The 15,652-nt window shown below is 58.3% G+C and carries 15 protein-coding genes and 1 tRNA gene; 3 read left to right on the top strand and 13 right to left on the bottom strand.

Translation table 11 applies throughout. The features are described 5' to 3' along the window. Window positions 1–172 precede the first annotated feature (172 nt). Window positions 173–346, top strand: a complete 174-nt coding sequence (locus tag GRI44_RS13840; protein WP_202386130.1) for a hypothetical protein — start codon at window positions 173–175, stop codon at window positions 344–346. Between the two features lie 102 nt (window positions 347–448). Here GRI44_RS13840 and GRI44_RS04165 read toward each other — a convergent pair whose 3' ends face one another. After that, window positions 449–1,777, bottom strand: coding sequence for an amidohydrolase (locus GRI44_RS04165; RefSeq protein WP_160600162.1), 1,329 nt, complete (start codon window positions 1,775–1,777; stop codon window positions 449–451). Window positions 1,778–1,855: 78 nt separating this feature from the next. After that, the gene (locus tag GRI44_RS04160; RefSeq protein ID WP_160600161.1) at window positions 1,856–3,655 is read right to left on the bottom strand and encodes an SLC13 family permease; all 1,800 of its coding nucleotides are present in this window, start codon (window positions 3,653–3,655) and stop codon (window positions 1,856–1,858) included. Window positions 3,656–3,796: 141 nt separating this feature from the next. Between GRI44_RS04160 and GRI44_RS04155 the strand changes: the two genes are divergently transcribed. Next, entirely contained in the window at window positions 3,797–4,846 is a 1,050-nt protein-coding gene (locus tag GRI44_RS04155) for a zinc-binding dehydrogenase (RefSeq protein ID WP_160600160.1), read from the top strand. 30 nt (window positions 4,847–4,876) lie between these two features. On the opposite strand, the gene GRI44_RS04150 is transcribed toward GRI44_RS04155, so the two are convergent. From GRI44_RS04150 to efp, 3 genes are all read right to left on the bottom strand, one after another. Then, window positions 4,877–4,961: transfer RNA gene (locus GRI44_RS04150), tRNA-Leu, on the bottom strand. 54 nt (window positions 4,962–5,015) lie between these two features. After that, entirely contained in the window at window positions 5,016–5,831 is an 816-nt protein-coding gene (locus GRI44_RS04145) for an inositol monophosphatase family protein (protein WP_160600159.1), read from the bottom strand. A gap of 6 nt (window positions 5,832–5,837) precedes the next feature. Further along, on the bottom strand, window positions 5,838–6,401 hold the full coding sequence (gene efp / locus GRI44_RS04140; protein ID WP_160600158.1) for an elongation factor P: 564 nt from the start codon (window positions 6,399–6,401) through the stop codon (window positions 5,838–5,840). A gap of 187 nt (window positions 6,402–6,588) precedes the next feature. Here efp and GRI44_RS04135 point away from each other — a divergent pair, with 187 nt between their 5' ends. Next, on the top strand, window positions 6,589–6,963 hold the full coding sequence (locus GRI44_RS04135; protein ID WP_160600157.1) for an elongation factor P: 375 nt from the start codon (window positions 6,589–6,591) through the stop codon (window positions 6,961–6,963). Between the two features lie 45 nt (window positions 6,964–7,008). Here the strand turns inward: GRI44_RS04135 and GRI44_RS04130 are convergent, their stop codons facing one another. The 8 genes from GRI44_RS04130 to tkt form a co-directional block, all read right to left on the bottom strand. Then, window positions 7,009–7,713 carry a M23 family metallopeptidase gene (locus tag GRI44_RS04130; RefSeq protein ID WP_160600156.1) on the bottom strand — a complete coding sequence of 235 codons (705 nt, stop codon included), beginning with the start codon at window positions 7,711–7,713 and terminating at the stop codon, window positions 7,009–7,011. Between the two features lies 1 nt (window position 7,714). After that, window positions 7,715–8,962 carry a L,D-transpeptidase family protein gene (locus GRI44_RS04125; protein ID WP_160600155.1) on the bottom strand — a complete coding sequence of 416 codons (1,248 nt, stop codon included), beginning with the start codon at window positions 8,960–8,962 and terminating at the stop codon, window positions 7,715–7,717. 145 nt (window positions 8,963–9,107) lie between these two features. Further along, window positions 9,108–9,740, bottom strand: coding sequence for a thiamine phosphate synthase (gene thiE / locus GRI44_RS04120; protein WP_160600154.1), 633 nt, complete (start codon window positions 9,738–9,740; stop codon window positions 9,108–9,110). A 47-nt stretch (window positions 9,741–9,787) separates the two neighbouring features. Then, window positions 9,788–10,681 carry a fructose bisphosphate aldolase gene (locus tag GRI44_RS04115; RefSeq protein WP_160600153.1) on the bottom strand — a complete coding sequence of 298 codons (894 nt, stop codon included), beginning with the start codon at window positions 10,679–10,681 and terminating at the stop codon, window positions 9,788–9,790. 179 nt (window positions 10,682–10,860) lie between these two features. Then, window positions 10,861–11,316: a PaaI family thioesterase gene (locus GRI44_RS04110; RefSeq protein WP_160600152.1), complete on the bottom strand. Its 456-nt coding sequence runs from the start codon at window positions 11,314–11,316 to the stop codon at window positions 10,861–10,863. Then, window positions 11,313–12,524, bottom strand: coding sequence for a phosphoglycerate kinase (locus tag GRI44_RS04105; protein WP_160600151.1), 1,212 nt, complete (start codon window positions 12,522–12,524; stop codon window positions 11,313–11,315). The genes GRI44_RS04110 and GRI44_RS04105 overlap by 4 nt, the downstream gene beginning before the upstream one ends. A 10-nt stretch (window positions 12,525–12,534) precedes the next feature. Continuing rightward, complete coding sequence (gene gap / locus GRI44_RS04100) at window positions 12,535–13,542, bottom strand: type I glyceraldehyde-3-phosphate dehydrogenase (protein WP_160600150.1); 1,008 nt, start codon at window positions 13,540–13,542, stop codon at window positions 12,535–12,537. 15 nt (window positions 13,543–13,557) lie between these two features. Next, on the bottom strand, window positions 13,558–15,570 hold the full coding sequence (gene tkt, locus GRI44_RS04095) for a transketolase (protein WP_160600149.1): 2,013 nt from the start codon (window positions 15,568–15,570) through the stop codon (window positions 13,558–13,560). Window positions 15,571–15,652 lie beyond the last annotated feature (82 nt).

Raw genomic sequence — 15,652 nt, 5'->3', positions numbered from 1 at the left:
CGGCGAAGTGCCGGGTAAAATTGTTTGCAATTTTTTGTGGATGGGCTGCCCGGATTCGGGCAAACACAGCAGGGTAAGCTGCACGATCAGGCGCAAATGCGTGCGATCAAATGTGCCAACATCATGCTCACCGCGCAGTCAATTGCGCCTGTTTGAAGAATGGATATTCATAATGTCGGATACTGATGAAAAGCGCCCAGAACCTTCACGCGCACGTGCATTGTTCTCCACGGCGGATTTCAAGCTGCTGCGCACGGCGCTGGCCAGCCATGCTAAAACCACGGATGACCGTGAAGAACTGGCCAAAATCAATGCGTTGCATCACCGTCTCGGCACCTATAGCTGACGGTCAGCACCAACCGTAGCGCCTGCAGAGGCACTGAAGGCCGCCGGCGCTCGTGCACTGGCGGCCTTTTATTTTATTTGCGCGATAGCATGGTGGCCTAATTCAATTTCCACCTGCTGGCGCCATCAGCCGAAGGGTGGCGTCCGTCATCGCTTCTGCGGCCGTGGCGATGACTTTTTCAGCATCGGGCGCCCAGAACGGGCTGTGCAGCGACGGCAGGCTGATTTCACCAGCCTCAGCGCGGGCAAAATCCTCTGCCGGGACGCCGCCGACCCAGAAGATCAAAGATTTGATGTTGTCAGGATCGGCCCGCCGGTATTCACTGAAATCCTCTCCGCCCATCACCGATGGCACCTGCATCACCCGATCTTCGCCAAAGCGGGTGCGAAAGCCTGCCACGAGCCGTTCGGTCAGGTCGGCATCGTTGAATGTCGAGGGGGTAAAATCATCGCGCACAAGCACGGTCGGCATCTTGTCATCAGGCATTCCGGCAGCGATCGCTTCGCCCCGCGCGATGCGCTTTATCCCGTCCAGCAACAGCTTGCGTGATGCATCGCTGTAACTGCGGACAGTCAATTGCAGCTTGGCTTCATCGGAAATTATGTTGTGCTTGGCCCCGGCCAGAAAACTGCCCACCGTCACTACGGCAGGGTCCAGCGGGCTGCTTTCGCGGCTGACCAGCGTCTGCAATTTCATCACGATTGCGCTGGCCAGCACAATCGGGTCCTTGGTGGTATGCGGATAGGCCCCATGGCCGCCGATGCCCTTAACGCTGATGTCCACGCTATCGACATTTGCCAGCGCGTAGCCGGGTGAATAGCCGATCATTCCTGCCGGAAACTGGGCTGCATCATGAAATGCCAAAGTGACTTCGGGTTTGGGAAAACGGGTGAACAGGCCGTCTGCCAGCATGGCCCTGGCGCCGCCGCCAGCTTCTTCGGCAGGCTGGCCAATCATCACCAGTGTGCCAGACCATTCCGACTTGCGCTCGGCCAGTTGCTGCGCCGTGGCAATCCACGCGGTCATGTGCGTATCATGGCCGCAGGCGTGCATCACCCCGGTCTGCACGCCGGATTCAGGCACTGCGATTTCCTTTGACGCAAAGGCGAGGCCGGTTTGTTCCACCACGGGCAATCCGTCCATGTCCGTCCGCACCAGCACGGTCGGGCCAGCGCCATTGCGCATGACGGCGACGATCCCTGTCTTGCCCACGCCTTCAGTTACATCAAAGCCCAGATCGCGCATCCGTTTGGCCAGCTTGGCCGCCGTTTTGACTTCTGCAAAGCTGAGTTCGGGATGAGCATGAAGATCGCGGTACAGATCCATCAGCTGCGGCATATCGTCCGTTATGGCATCGCGCAGTTCATCCGCTTGTGCAGGTACAGCCATCGCGCACAAGGCAACCGCCGGTATCAGCATGGTCTTCAGCATTTTCTTATCCCCCAAAATCCTTCGCCCATCATTGTGGCCCAACATTACGGCCCATCGTTTCGGCCTTAAATCCCGGGCCTACATTCCATATGTAATCACCAGCAGAACGGACAATGTCGTGGTCATCAACAGCACCAGCGGCACACCGGTGCGGATGTAATCCTTAAATTCATAACTGCCTTCCGCCATGATCAGCATATTGGTTTGATAGGCAATGGGCGTGGCATAGCACAGGTTGCACCCGAACAGCACCGCCAGGATCAGCGGTTCTGCTGGCAGCCCAAGCTGGGTGGCGATGTTGAAGGCAATGGGCGTGCCTACAGTGGCGGCAGTGGCGTTGGATGCAAAGTTGGTCAGCACCGTTACAAACAGCATGATGGATGCCAGCACCATGGCAGGCGGCAGGAATTGAAGGCCAATGGACATCATTTCGCCCAGCCAGGCGGCAGCGCCGCTATCCAGAATGATTTTACCAACCGCGATACTGGCCGCCACCAGCACGATGACCTTGGCCGACAAGGCCCGCCCTACCCGGTCGAATTTCACACAGCCTGTGACAAACATCAAAATGGCGCCGGCCAAGGCGGAAATCGCGATCGGGAAAAGGCCGACGGATGCCGTGCCGATTGATCCGACCATGATGCCGGCCGACAGCAGCGCCTTTGACCTGCGCGGCAGTTCGCGCGCACCATCCAGAATAAGCAGGCTGTCGCTGCGGGCAAATTCCTGCAGGTCTTCCTGCAGCCCCATCACCAGCAGCACATCGCCTTCTGCAATCCTCAGATCATCGCCATTGGTTTTCTGCGGCTTGTCACCCAGCAGTTGTTTCGGGCGGTGGATGCCCAGCACGGCAACGCCGTAAAGATCAGCAATACCCGATGTCGGCAAAGTCCGGCTCAGAAGCCGCGAATCCATGGTGACGGCCATTTCCATCACGGTGATATCTTCCCGCTTCGATGCGGAATTGCGCTTGATCCGGTCCAGCACCCAGGATGGCGCCACTTCGCCCTGCAGGGTCCGCATGGCTTCTTCCAGCCCTTCGTGCGTGCCCGAAATTCGCAGGCGTTGCTGCGGCTCCAGCGGGCCCGCAGGCGCATCGAGAAATTCGATATCATCCGGCAATCTGGCAAGAATGGTGGACAGTTCCTTGCCCGTCAGCGGACTGTTCTCACCAATGCGCAGGCGCGTATGGAAACGCCGTTTCTCGCCATCGGCTTCGACGCGGTTGTCACCCAGAAGACGGGGCATCACCAGCCACAGATATGGCAGGGCAACCATCGCCGCGACCAGCACGATGGGCGTAAAATGAAACACGCTCATCGGCGGCATGCCCAGGTCCACCGCGATGGAAGCGACCAGCAAATTGGTGGATGTGCCAATGGTGGTCGCCATTCCGCCAATCAGCACGGCAGCGTTCAGCGGTATCAGCGTCTTTGATGCCGGCAGCGCCCCGCGTGCAGCCAGCGAGACGAAGATGGGCAGCAAAAGCACCAGCACCGGCGTATCATTGACCATCATCGACAGTGCAAATGCCAGCAGCAATGACACCAGCAGGCCCAGTTGCAGATTGAATTTGAACACCCGTTCCAGAAAACGGGCTGCCGGATCAAGTGCGCCTGTAACCACCAGGCCGCGCCCCATGATCATCAGCGCGCAAATGGTGATCAGCGCATAATGCCCGAAACCGGAGAAAGCGAGCGCCAGCCCGTCTGTCGGCCCGGTTCCTTCGAGCGGGAAGAAATACAGCCCCACGGCAATGACCGCGATGGTCAGCAATGACACAATCTCGGTCGACATGCGGCCGCGCGCAAAAGCCACGAACATTGCAATGGTCACTGCAATAGCCGCGATTGCGTGGAAGGAAGGTATGGTGAACATCACTTGCAGCGCCGAATCTCAAAGCGTGGCGGTAATTACAAGCTAATTCGTTCAATTTTCTCAATTGAACGGCGCGCACTTTGGCCCCGTTCGCTTTGCTGCTAAGTCCGACAATGACCGCAAAAATGGAGAGCGCAGATCATGAAAGCCCTGGTATTCAACGGTCCGCGCGATATCCGCTATGAAACTTTTGCTGACCCGGAATTGCTGACCCCCAACAGCGTCATCATGAAAGTGACCAGATGTTCGATCTGCGGGTCTGACCTGCACATGTATCATGGTGAAACACTGGGCGGTGCGCCTTACACGGCTGATACTCCCAAATTTTGCACCGGCCATGAATTCATGGGCGAGATTGTGGAGGCTGGCCGGGATGTTTGCACGTTCCGGGTTGGCGATACGGCCCTTGCAGCGGGCGGTTCCGGCTGCGGCAAATGCGTTGCCTGCGTCACCGGTGGGGCGATGAAATGCGCCAACGTCCACGTCTTCGGCATTGGCCCGGAATTGCAGGGCGGGCAGGCAGAATTTGTCTGCGTGCCCAATGCTGATGCGGTGATGCTGAATGCGGAAGGCTTGTCGGATGAACACGCTTTGCTCCTCACAGATGCCATGACCACCGCCTATTTCGGCATAACTCGGGCGGATGTGAAACCGGGCGGAAGCGTCATCGTCGTAGGCCTTGGCCCCATTGGCCTTATCGGGGTGGAACTGGCATTCCTGTTCGGCGCGGCGCAGGTTTTCGCGCTTGATCCGGTGGCAAGCAGGCGCGCGATGGCAGAGAAACTGGGCGCGGTTTCGCTGGATCCGGCTGATGAGGGCGCGGCGCGCATTATCGATGCAACGCATGGCAGGGGCGCGGATTCGGTGTTTGAGGCATCGGGCGCATCAGCAGCCATTTCCAGCGTTTTACCGCTCACCGCATGGGGCGGGACGGCATCCTTCATCGGTATTCCGCAACCGCGTGATCATCTGTCCATGCGGCTGATCATGATGAAGAACATCACCGTTCGCGGGGGAATTTGCCAGGTAACACAGACATGGCCGCATCTGCTGCCTCTTCTGCGTCAGGGGCGGCTTAAAACCGCGGGGCTGTTTTCCCACCAATTTGGCTTGAAGGACGGCGCGGAAGCATTCCGCCTGTTCGACAGCCGCGATGACGGCGTCATCAAGATCATGATCGATGTTGAATGAAGGCAGCGCCTGACGGATGCGCTGCAACAATGGTGCCCCTGGCCAGACTCGAACTGGCACTCTGTTAAGAACTCGATTTTGAGTCGAGCGCGTCTACCAATTCCACCACAGGGGCACTGTTTGCGCGCGGGTGCTTAGCCGCACATTTTTGCTGCATCAAGCCTTCGTGTCAGGTTTTTAATGCGCCAGCCACCAGCTTGTGCAGCCGGGAATGGATCACATCGTTGCCGGCCACCACCTCGGTGGAGTGGATCGGCGCCGAACGGCCGCGAAAATCGCTGACAAATCCGCCTGCTTCACGCACCAGCAGGCAGCCTGCCGCAGTGTCCCAATCATTGAGGCCACTTTCCCAGAAACCGTCGTAACGGCCCTGCGCCAGCCACGCCATATCCAGCGATGCTGCGCCAAAGCGGCGAATGCCCGCAACCTGCGGACCGACGGCTGCGAAAATCTTGCTCCACTGGGCAAAACTGCCATGTCCCTGAAACGGAATGCCCGTCGCAATCAACGAATCTGACAATTGTTGGCGGGACGAAACACGCAGGCGGGCATCATGCAGCCATGCGCCGCGGGTCTTTTCCGCCCAATAGGTTTCGTCCAGAATGGGTTGATAGACCACCGCTGCAAAAACATCACCCCAGCCGCCGCCCGGCTTGGGCTCCTGTGCTGCAATGGAAATGGCGAAATGCGGGATGCCATGCAGAAAATTGCTGGTCCCGTCGAGCGGGTCGATAATCCAGCGCGGCTTGTCAGGATCGCCTTCGATTACGCCAGCTTCTTCCAGCACGAAACCCCAATCGGGGCGCGCAGCCAGCAGTTCATCATACAAAATACGTTCGGCGCGCTGGTCTGCCTTGGACACGAAATCTGCAGGGCCCTTGCGGCTGACCTGCAAATGTTCAACTTCGCCAAAATCACGGCGCAGGCGGCTGCCCGCCTTGCGCGCCGCGCGTTCCATCACGCGAATTATACCGGAAAGCATCATGTCAGATCAGCTCACTTTGCCAACATAGGTGCGATCGTAAACGTCAACAATAATGCGGGTGCCGCTTTCGATATGTGGGGGAACCATGACGCGAACTCCATTTTCCAGCACGGCAGGCTTGTAACTGGAAGACGCAGTCTGGCCCTTTACCACGGCATCAGCATCCACAATCGTGGCTTCCACCTGATCAGGCAGAGCAACGCTGATGGGTTTTTCGTCATACAGTTCCAGCGTCACATCCATGCCGTCTGTCAGGAATGCGGCAGCATCGCCCAACAGGTCGACCGGCAGGTTGATCTGCTCGTATGTATCCTTGTCCATGAAGACCAGCATCTCGCCATCGGCATACAGATACTGAAATTCCTTGGTATCAAGACGCACACGCTCGACCGTATCAGCGCTGCGATAGCGCACGTTGGTCTTACGGCCATCGACCAGGTTCTTCATCTCGACCTGCATATAAGCCCCGCCCTTGCCGGGCTGGGTATGCTGGATCTTGGCTACTTTCCAAATACCGGTTTCGTATTCGATGATGTTGCCGGGACGAATGTCCACGCCGCTGATCTTCATTCCTATGCGCCTTTGAATTGAAAGTGCGGGCGCTTAACCCGCATCGTGCGCCGCGCCCTTAACCCACCGTTGCGCTGCGGGCAAGGCAAGCTGCACCGACCGGGCATTTGGCTGGGCATTTGGCGCGCTGACCATGCGTTGATGCCGCGAACTGGCGCAGTGGTGCAGGCAATGCTAGATACCGCTGATGAAACCGACCAATATCTGTGCCGCTGCGTTCGTGCTTGCAGCGTTGTCGTGGTGCCTGCCAGCATCCGCCGCGCCGGGCGGCCGCCTTGGCACTTTGCCACTGGGCGAATATCGCTGTTCTGTGCCGGGCGATGCGTCAGGCCCGGCCTGGCGGCAGCTTCATGATACTGAATTCAAGATCATTAATGCATCCACCTACCGCACAGCAGACGGTTATGGCACCTATCTGCTGACTGGCGACATGGTGACCTTCACGCGCGGCCCGATGAACGGAATGCGGTTTGAGCGCGTCAGCAACAGCACCGTGCGCTGGATCGATAGTAACGGAAAGGCCAGCGCCGTGCGCTGCGTGAGATTACCCGGCTCTACCTGAATCCATACGGCAGGAATTGGGCCAACGCGCATTCAAGCGCCAGTCTTATTTGCCCGCAAAAATCGGATAGGGGTTCACGGCATTTGCCGGTTCCCACCATGCTGCATCCTTGGTGGTGCGCAAAATCGAGAAGTGCAGGTGCGGCGAGTCTGGGTCAGCGTTGCCGGTTATGCCGACACTGCCCAGCCTTTGCCCTCGCCTCACGCGCTGGCCTTCTTTCAGACCTTCGGCGTAATCTGCAAGATGGGCGTAATAATGGATGGTCAGCTTGTCGTCGGACCGAACATAGATCGTCTTGCCACCAGCATTCGAGATGAACAGTTTTTCGACTGTGCCCGGCCCGGCGGCGACAACGCTGGTGCCTTCCGGCGCCATAATGTCGATTGCCTCATGCAAACGCTGGCCCGCACCGCGCGAATCCGAAAATGTGTCAGTCAGGTCGCCAGCACGGATGTTCAGGACAGGGATCATCATGTCCTTGCCCTGCGCCATGTCCATCGGTGACGCGGACTGGCTATTAAGCCCCGGTGTCAAAGGGCGGGAATTGCCCAGATCAGAAGTTTCCGGCGACGGAAAAGCGTTTTCAAGCGGGACCGGACTTGGCGCCGCATCAGCCGGACGCGTGGTGTCCAACTGCCCGCGACTGCCCGAAAGTTCCATCAGGCTGCCACCGGCGACAATCCATGCCGCCGATGTCAGCGTTGCAGTGACGACGATCGTCAGAGTTCTATCTAAGAGACGTGAAGCCATATCATGCTTCGAATAGCACGAGAGTATCCTGGCTGACCATCCCTGCAAGCCTCGCCACATCCCAATTGGTCAGTCGAACGCAGCCATGGCTTTCCGCGCGGCCAATCGTCTGGGGCTCTGGCGTGCCATGAATGCCGTAATGTTCCTTGGTCAGGTCGATCCAGACGACACCAACGGGGCCATTCGGACCTGGCGGCAATTGCTGCTTTTCCTCGTCATCAGACACATCCCAGAACAATTCGGGATTATAGGCAAATGGCGGGTTGTAGGCGATGCCGGTGATGCCCCAGTCGCCGAGCGGGAGCGGATCATTTTTTGATCCGCTGGTCACGGTAAACAGCGCAAGCAATTTGTTATCGGCACCATATGCCTTCAGCGTTCCATCAGACTTGCTGACAACGATCTTCTTGGCGCTCGGCTGGTCGGAACCCACGCCCAGCGAAGCGAGTGTCTTTTCCCAGCCTTCCTTGTTGGCCGCATCTGGCGCAATCCTGTCTGCACCGATGTTAGGCACGCGGATCATCTGGCCAGCGCGGAAAAATGCTTTTTCAGCGCCCTTCTGGGTCATTTTGCCACCGCTCTTGTCAGTTTTTGACGCAACCTTTGTGGCGGCAGGCGACGGTGCGGCGGCCGTATTGGTGGCAGCTGCACCAGCCCCAGGATCGTTGGATGCCGTCATACCTGCGGGCTTGCCATCAGGATTGAGCATTTTCAGAACGTCCACCGTCGTATGAAAACGCTCGGCGAGCTTTTCATCCAGCGAATTATAGCCAAGTTCTTCCATCTTGGCCTGTTCTGCGGCGCCATCAGGAACCTTGGTGAAAGTCAGGCTGGCCCAATCTGCGGGAATGGTGACGACCCGGGTGGCGGGAATATTGTCCCATTGCGCCAGATTGGACTTGGTCGCATCGTCCAGCTTGCCGGTTACTTCCAAGCCGTTAGCTTCCTGAAATCCTCGCAATGCATTTTCGGTCGACATGCCCATCTTGCCGTCAACTACGCCCGGCCCGAAACCGCGGCGATCCATCACCACCTGCGCCTGCATGATCGGGCGCTCTTCGCTGTCTGCTATATCAATCTGCGCAGACTGGCCTTCAGCTGCGTCATTTGACGCCATGGTGTCAGCAAGATTGTCCTGTGCAGGGGCGGCATTTGACGTTTTCTGTGCATCCCCATCAGCGCCATCGGTTCCGTTGAATCCGCAGGCGGCCAAGGCCAGAAATGAAGCCGAGATGAGAATGTGACGCATGAAATTTACCCCTTAGCACGCGCTGTTGAAGCGCAGTTACCAAAGGGAACGAACCAAGGCGCGATTGGGTCCGCACTTTCAAACAATTGCTGCGGCAAACTGGTTGAATTGTCGGGATTTCACTTCTGGCTCGAACAGAAGGCGACTACGCAGCAGGCCGCAACTTTTCAGTAAAGGCAGCCACATTCACCGCCTCGTCACCATTCCAGACCGCGCCTGACACGGCGATAAAATCAGCCCCGGCATCAATCAATGGCTGACAATTCTGCGGTGTGATCCCGCCGATGGCCACGGATGGAATTTCGAACAATTCGTGCCAGAATTCGATCAGTTCGATTTCAGCATGATGGTGCGTATCCTTGGTCGTGCTGGGGAAAAACGCCCCGAATGCGACATAGTCTGCGCCCTGTTCGCCCGCTTCCATGGCCAGATGGCGGCTGTCATGACACGTCACGCCGATCTGGGCGTCAGGCCCCAGCTCCTCACGCGCATCTTTGGGCGATCCATCCTGCTGGCCCAAATGAACGCCGTCCGCGCCCAGCCTTTTGGCCAAAGCGACATCGTCATTGACGATGAATGCGACATCATGGGCAGCGCAAATCGCCTGAAGCGGCGCCGCAAGGTCGGCTGCCTCGTGCTGGTCCAGGCCCTTAACACGGAACTGAAACGCCGCCACGGGCCCAGCAGCCAGCGCACGTTCCAGTCTCTCGGGAAAATCACCGCCAACGTCTGACGGTGAGATGAGGTAAAGCTGGCACGATGGAGTTTTACTGGGCATGGCCAGCGCTTACCCCGCAACCATGCAAGCGCCAAGCCCCCAAAGGCTTATCCAGCCACCGAAGCGCACTGGATTTCGTCGATAGCGGTTGCCAGCGCCTGATCAAATTCATGCTCATCCATGCCGGCACGCAATTCTTCCAGCAATGCGCGGCTGAAACTGGCGATCATGCCGGTATTGCGGGCCAGATGCTCACACGCGTCTGTCCGGCTGAAACCGCCTGAAAGTGCGACCACGCGCAAAACCTTGGGATGATCGACCAGCGGTTTGTAAAGGTTGGCTTCGACCGGAAGCGAAAGCTTGAGCATCACTTGCTCGCCATCGGGCAGTGCATCAAGCGCTGCGAGAGTTTCGTTGAGCAGGATGGCTTCCGATTGCGCCCGGTCACTGGCGTTGATGTTCACTTCCGGCTCGATAATCGGCATCAGGCCGTGGCCCAGGATCTGCCGGCCAACTTCAAACTGCTGGCGTACGATTGCCGCAATACCGGCGGCATCGGCAGACTGGATGACCGAGCGCATCTTGGTCCCGAATATGCCGGCGGCCTTGCCCTTTTCGAGCAGCGCATCGAGCGTCGGGTTCGCTTTCATCAACTGCACACCGTCCGCTTCGTCTTCCAGCCCCTTGTCCACTTTGAGGAAAGGCACAATCCCGCGGCTTTTCAGCTTTTCCGGCACTGTCATGCCATCAGCCACACAGCCATCCATCGTTTTTTCAAACAGGATAGCGCCAATCACCTTGTCGCCATTGAAGCTGGGCGAGGTGACGATGCGGCAGCGCATTTCATGGATCTTGCCAAACATTTCCTCGTCGCCCGACCATTCGCTGTCATCGACCCCATAGCCGCGCAGCGCCTTGGGCGTAGAACCACCGCTCTGGTCAAGCGCGGCGATGAAGCCTTTGCCGCTGGCGATTTTGGTGGTCATGTCGTGGCTGTTCATGGTCGAATCCTCGAAGTTACAAATCGTGTGCATACGAATGCATGGCCGCGCCTTAGCCAGCACCTTGCCCAATCGCAACACCGTGCTTGCAACTTGGCAAAGGCGTATCGCGCAACGTCAGTATCTGTCAGCTTTTCTGATAAGAGCGCACCGTCAACGCCCCGCGCATTAATGCCAAGCTACTTACGGACCACTTTGCGGATAATGCCGTTGAAGCTCAAGACCGGGGCGCCATCTGCGGTCACAATGCCTTGCACATAGATCGTCTTGCCGCCTGCCCTGATGACGCGCCCACGGGCTTCCATCATCTGGCCCACCCGCGCAGGGTCGAGAAATTCATTGGCCAGATGCATGGTTACCCCGTGCCCGCCCGCCAGAGCATCGCGTGCGATGGTGAAAATTGCCGAATCCGCAAAAGTCATCAGGCAACCGCCATGCATGAAGCCGGCCCCGTTCATGTGCCGTGGTTCGGCACGAAATGCGCACACCGGATCGCCGTTTTCATCGTTTTTTTCATAAAACGGTCCAGCGCGCTGTTCGAAGGCATCACTCGCCCAGGTGGACCATCCGGCCCAATCGCCTTCTGTCACCGGTACCAGGCCGCCGCTTGCGCCTACTGCTTCATTCTCGCTCATGCGGAAAGTGCCGCCACGCCAGGCAATTCCTTGCCTTCCATCCATTCCAGGAAAGCGCCGCCAGCTGTTGAAACATAAGAGAAATCATCGGCGACACCGGCATGATTGAGAGCAGCGACAGTGTCACCGCCCCCTGCCACTGAAACCAGCGAGCCTTCGACGGTTAACGCAGCAGCAGTGCGCGCGAGTGCAACCGTCGCGGCATCGAAAGGTACCGTTTCAAACGCGCCCATCGGCCCGTTCCAGACCAGCGTCCGGCACGTCTTGAGAACATCGGCCAAGGCTTCGATCGCCAGTGGCCCAACGTCGAGGATCATCTCATCCGCGCCGACTTCATGGACATTGCAGGTCCGCAGGCTGTCGGGGTTTTCCGCAAATTCCTTCGCCACCACGACATCATAGGGAAGGTGCACGGTGCAGCCAGCGTGATCTGCTGTGTCCATGATCCGGTTGGCAGTATCGGTCAGATCATGTTCGCATAGCGATTTGCCCACATCGACCCCGCGTGCTGCCAGGAAGGTATTGGCCATGCCGCCGCCGATGATCAAATGATCGACCTGCTGCACAAGATGTTCGAGAACCGCCAGTTTGGAGGAAACCTTTGCCCCGCCCACCACTGCTGCAACCGGCTTTTCAGGACTGCCCAGCGCAGTATCGAGCGCTTTCAGCTCCTTTTCCATCGCCCGCCCGGCATAGGCTGGCAACATATGCGCCAATCCTTCCGTGCTGGCATGCGCGCGGTGCGCGGCTGAAAAAGCATCATTGACGTAAAAATCGCCATGGGCGGCAATCCCCCTGGCAAATTCTTCGTCATTGGCTTCCTCGCCGGCCCAGAAGCGGGTGTTTTCAAGCATGCCGATATCGCCATTTCGCAATATGCCGATCGATTGCTCGACCACCGGTCCTGAAACTTCCGGAATGAACATGACTTCACGGCCCAGCACATCTTCCACTGCATCCAGCGTCATGCTGACAGACATGGTGGAATTGCGCTGACCGTTCGGGCGGCCAAAATGTGCCAGCAGCAACACTTTGGCGCCCGCATCGGCCAGTTCCAGTATCGTCGGTGCGGATGCCCGGACGCGGGTGGCATCTGTCACCGATCCGCCATTCATCGGCAGGTTGAGGTCCACACGAACCAGCGCCACCTTCCCGGCAAGATCGCCGAGGTCATTGGCAAGATCATCAAGCGTCTTGAACTGGTTCATGCGTATTTCCTCAGATCAGGCCGGCCATAACGCCGGCAGTGTCGATCATGCGATTGGAGAAGCCCCATTCATTATCATACCATGAAACCACGCGGGCAAGCTTGCCTTCCATGACAGTGGTTTCAAGGCTGTCGACGGTGGAACTGGCAGGGAAATGGTTGAAGTCCGAGCTGACCAGCGGCTGGTCTGTGTAGCACAGCACACCCTTCATCGCGCCTTCGGATGCGGCCTTGAGCGCATTGTTGAGTTCTTCAACAGACGTATCGCGAGCGGGCGTGAAGACAAGGTCAATCAGGCTGACATTGGGTGTGGGCACGCGCACCGAACTGCCGTCCAGTTTGCCATTGAGTTCCGGCAGCACAAGGCCAACCGCGCGGGCAGCGCCAGTGGTGGTGGGAATCATGTTCTGCGCACCGCCGCGGGCACGGCGCATATCGCTGTGCATCTGGTCCAGCATCCGCTGATCGTTGGTGTAGCTGTGAATGGTGGTCATGAAACCGCGTTCGATCCCGACCAGATCGTTCAGAACCTTCGCCACCGGCGCAAGGCAGTTGGTGGTGCAGCTGGCGTTGGACACGATGATGTCATCAGCCGTCAGCGTATCATGGTTGACGCCGTAGACGACCGTTTTGGTCACATTCTTGGCGGGTGCAGAAATCAACACCCGCTTGGCGCCGGCATCGATATGCGGCTGCGCGTCTTCGTGGGACTGGAAAAAGCCGGTGCATTCAAGCACGATATCAATGCCCATCGAAGCGTGCGGCAGATTGCCCGGATCGCGCTCCGACGTGACAGCGATACGCTTGCCATTGACGGTGATGCTCTCGCCATCGGATGTTACTTCGCCAGGGAAACGGCCATGCGTGGAATCATACTGGAACAGCAAGGCGTTGGCCTTTGCATCGGCCAGATCATTGATCGCAACCAGCTCGAGATCATGGTCGTCCCGTTCAAGAATTGCGCGGGCCACAAGCCGGCCGATACGTCCAAAACCGTTGATCGCAACCTTCGTCGCCATGGTATAAACTCCTGCTTAACCGTTGATTTTATTTAGAATTTGCGGAACTATCGCATCGACAGTGAAGCCGAAGCGTTCAAAAAGTTCAGGTGCCGGTGCTGATGCGCCAAAACGGTCGAGGCCGATGTTGAGGCCGTTTGCCATCGTATAACGCTCCCAGCCCATGGTCACACCAGCTTCGATCGACACGCGCAGGATTTCCGACGGACTGACATCCGGCAGAATATCAGCCTTATAGGCTGCATCCTGCTGGTCGAACAATTCAGCGCAAGGCATCGAAACAACATCGGCGCCAATCCCGCGCGATTCCAGCGCATCAGCAACTTCCATTGCCAGTTGCACTTCTGAACCTGTGGCAATCAGGATGGTCTTGCGCGCTGCCACGGCACTCCGCAGGCGGTATGCGCCGCGTGCGCTGCGGTTGGTGCTGGCCGACCAGTTTTCATCGCCCTCGCCCCTCACCGGTGCGAGGTTCTGGCGGGACAGCGCCAGGATTGACGGGGTTTCCGGGGTCTGCAGTGCCAATGCCCAGCATTCCGCTGTCTCGATTGCATCAGCGGGGCGATAGACATTGAGATTGGGAATGAGGCGCAGGCTCATCACCTGCTCAACCGGCTGATGGGTCGGGCCATCTTCACCCAGGCCAATGGAATCATGCGTCATAACATATACTACGCCCGCTTGCTGCAAGGCGGACATGCGGATGGCGTTGCGGCAATAATCGCTGAATATCAGGAACGTGCCGCCATAAGGCACGATGCCGCCATGCAGCATCATGCCGTTCATGGCAGCGGCCATGCCAAATTCGCGGATGCCATAGTAGAGATAGCGGCCAGCGTAATCATTTGCGGAAAATGCCGAAGTTGACGGGGTTTTGGTGTTGTTCGATCCGGTCAAATCGGCCGACCCGCCAATAAGCTGCGGCAGTTTGGCAGTCAGCGCCCCGAGCGCCATTTCAGACGCCTTGCGTGATGCCACGTTTTTGGGGTTGGCGACCAGATTGGCAATGTGGCTTTCAAGCGCCGGTGCAGCCAGATCGGCGATGCCTGCCATCCAGCTTTCGAAGGTGCTTTTTGCGGCTGCGTCACTGTCCAGGCGGTCACGCCATTCAGCATGTGCTGTGCGGCCACGGTCGCCCGTTGCGTGCCAGTCTGCCATAATGTCGGCAGACACTTCGAACGGCGCGTGATCCCAGCCCAGCACCGCACGTGCTGCGGCGATTTCATCATCGCCCAGCGGCGCGCCGTGGGTGGCAGACGTGCCCTGTTTGTTGGGCGCGCCTTTGCCGATGATTGTCTTGCAGGCGACCAGCGACGGGCGATCATCAGCAACAGCCTCAGCCAAAGCGCGGCGGATATCGGCGGTATCGTGCCCGTCACAGCTTACCACGTGCCAGCCTGTGGCGCGATAGCGTGCGGGGATATCCTCGCTCGTCGAAAGATCGGCGGCACCGTCAATGGTGATGTTATTATCGTCCCACAGGACAATCATCTGGCCGAGTTTCAGATGCCCGGCAAGGCCGATCGCCTCGTGATTGATGCCTTCCATCAGGCATCCGTCACCAGCCATCACCCACGTCCGGTGGTCTACCAGCGCATCGCCGAATTTGGCATTGAGGTGCCGTTCGGCAATCGCCATGCCGACTGCCATTGCCAGACCCTGACCCAGCGGGCCGGTGGTGCACTCTACCGCGTCGAGCAGGAAGTTTTCCGGATGGCCGGCACAAGGGCTGCCCAACTGGCGGAAATTGCGGATATCCTCCATCGTCGGCCTGGCGTAGCCGGACAGGTGCAGAAGCGAATAGATCAGCATCGAGCCGTGGCCTGCGGAAAGCACGAACCGGTCACGGTCAGGCCATTGCGGCGCTGAGGGATCGAATTTCAGGAATTCGGACCACAACACGGCAGCCACATCGGCCATGCCCATCGGCATGCCCGGATGACCTGAATTGGCAGCTTGTACCGCATCCATCGACAGCGCCCTGATGGCATTGGCCATGGGCGTCAGGCGGGACGGATCGAGGCTCATAGACAGGCTCCTGAAGATAGGGCGCGTAAAAACAGGTGAACCGGGCCTTTTGTTGGATCGATTCGGCGCGCGCGAAGCCTTC

Origin of the sequence: Allopontixanthobacter confluentis (assembly GCF_009827615.1) — a bacterium.
Taxonomy (GTDB): Bacteria; Pseudomonadota; Alphaproteobacteria; order Sphingomonadales; family Sphingomonadaceae; genus Allopontixanthobacter; species Allopontixanthobacter confluentis.
This window is presented reverse-complemented; position numbering and strand designations above follow the sequence as displayed.

Excerpts from the sequence above, each read along its gene's own strand:
- GRI44_RS04130 (WP_160600156.1), bottom strand. The coding sequence starts at position 7,713 with ATGGCTTCACGTCTCTTAGATAGAACTCTGACGATCGTCGTCACTGCA.
- GRI44_RS04105 (WP_160600151.1), bottom strand. The coding sequence starts at position 12,524 with ATGAACCAGTTCAAGACGCTTGATGATCTTGCCAATGACCTCGGCGAT.
- GRI44_RS04115 (WP_160600153.1), bottom strand. The coding sequence starts at position 10,681 with ATGAACAGCCACGACATGACCACCAAAATCGCCAGCGGCAAAGGCTTC.
- GRI44_RS04145 (WP_160600159.1), bottom strand. The coding sequence starts at position 5,831 with ATGATGCTTTCCGGTATAATTCGCGTGATGGAACGCGCGGCGCGCAAG.
- GRI44_RS04135 (WP_160600157.1), top strand. The coding sequence starts at position 6,589 with ATGAAACCGACCAATATCTGTGCCGCTGCGTTCGTGCTTGCAGCGTTG.
- GRI44_RS04160 (WP_160600161.1), bottom strand. The coding sequence starts at position 3,655 with ATGTTCACCATACCTTCCTTCCACGCAATCGCGGCTATTGCAGTGACC.
- GRI44_RS04110 (WP_160600152.1), bottom strand. The coding sequence starts at position 11,316 with ATGAGCGAGAATGAAGCAGTAGGCGCAAGCGGCGGCCTGGTACCGGTG.
- tkt (WP_160600149.1), bottom strand. The coding sequence starts at position 15,570 with ATGAGCCTCGATCCGTCCCGCCTGACGCCCATGGCCAATGCCATCAGG.
- GRI44_RS04155 (WP_160600160.1), top strand. The coding sequence starts at position 3,797 with ATGAAAGCCCTGGTATTCAACGGTCCGCGCGATATCCGCTATGAAACT.
- gap (WP_160600150.1), bottom strand. The coding sequence starts at position 13,542 with ATGGCGACGAAGGTTGCGATCAACGGTTTTGGACGTATCGGCCGGCTT.
- GRI44_RS13840 (WP_202386130.1), top strand. The coding sequence starts at position 173 with ATGTCGGATACTGATGAAAAGCGCCCAGAACCTTCACGCGCACGTGCA.
- GRI44_RS04125 (WP_160600155.1), bottom strand. The coding sequence starts at position 8,962 with ATGCGTCACATTCTCATCTCGGCTTCATTTCTGGCCTTGGCCGCCTGC.
- thiE (WP_160600154.1), bottom strand. The coding sequence starts at position 9,740 with ATGCCCAGTAAAACTCCATCGTGCCAGCTTTACCTCATCTCACCGTCA.
- GRI44_RS04165 (WP_160600162.1), bottom strand. The coding sequence starts at position 1,777 with ATGCTGAAGACCATGCTGATACCGGCGGTTGCCTTGTGCGCGATGGCT.
- efp (WP_160600158.1), bottom strand. The coding sequence starts at position 6,401 with ATGAAGATCAGCGGCGTGGACATTCGTCCCGGCAACATCATCGAATAC.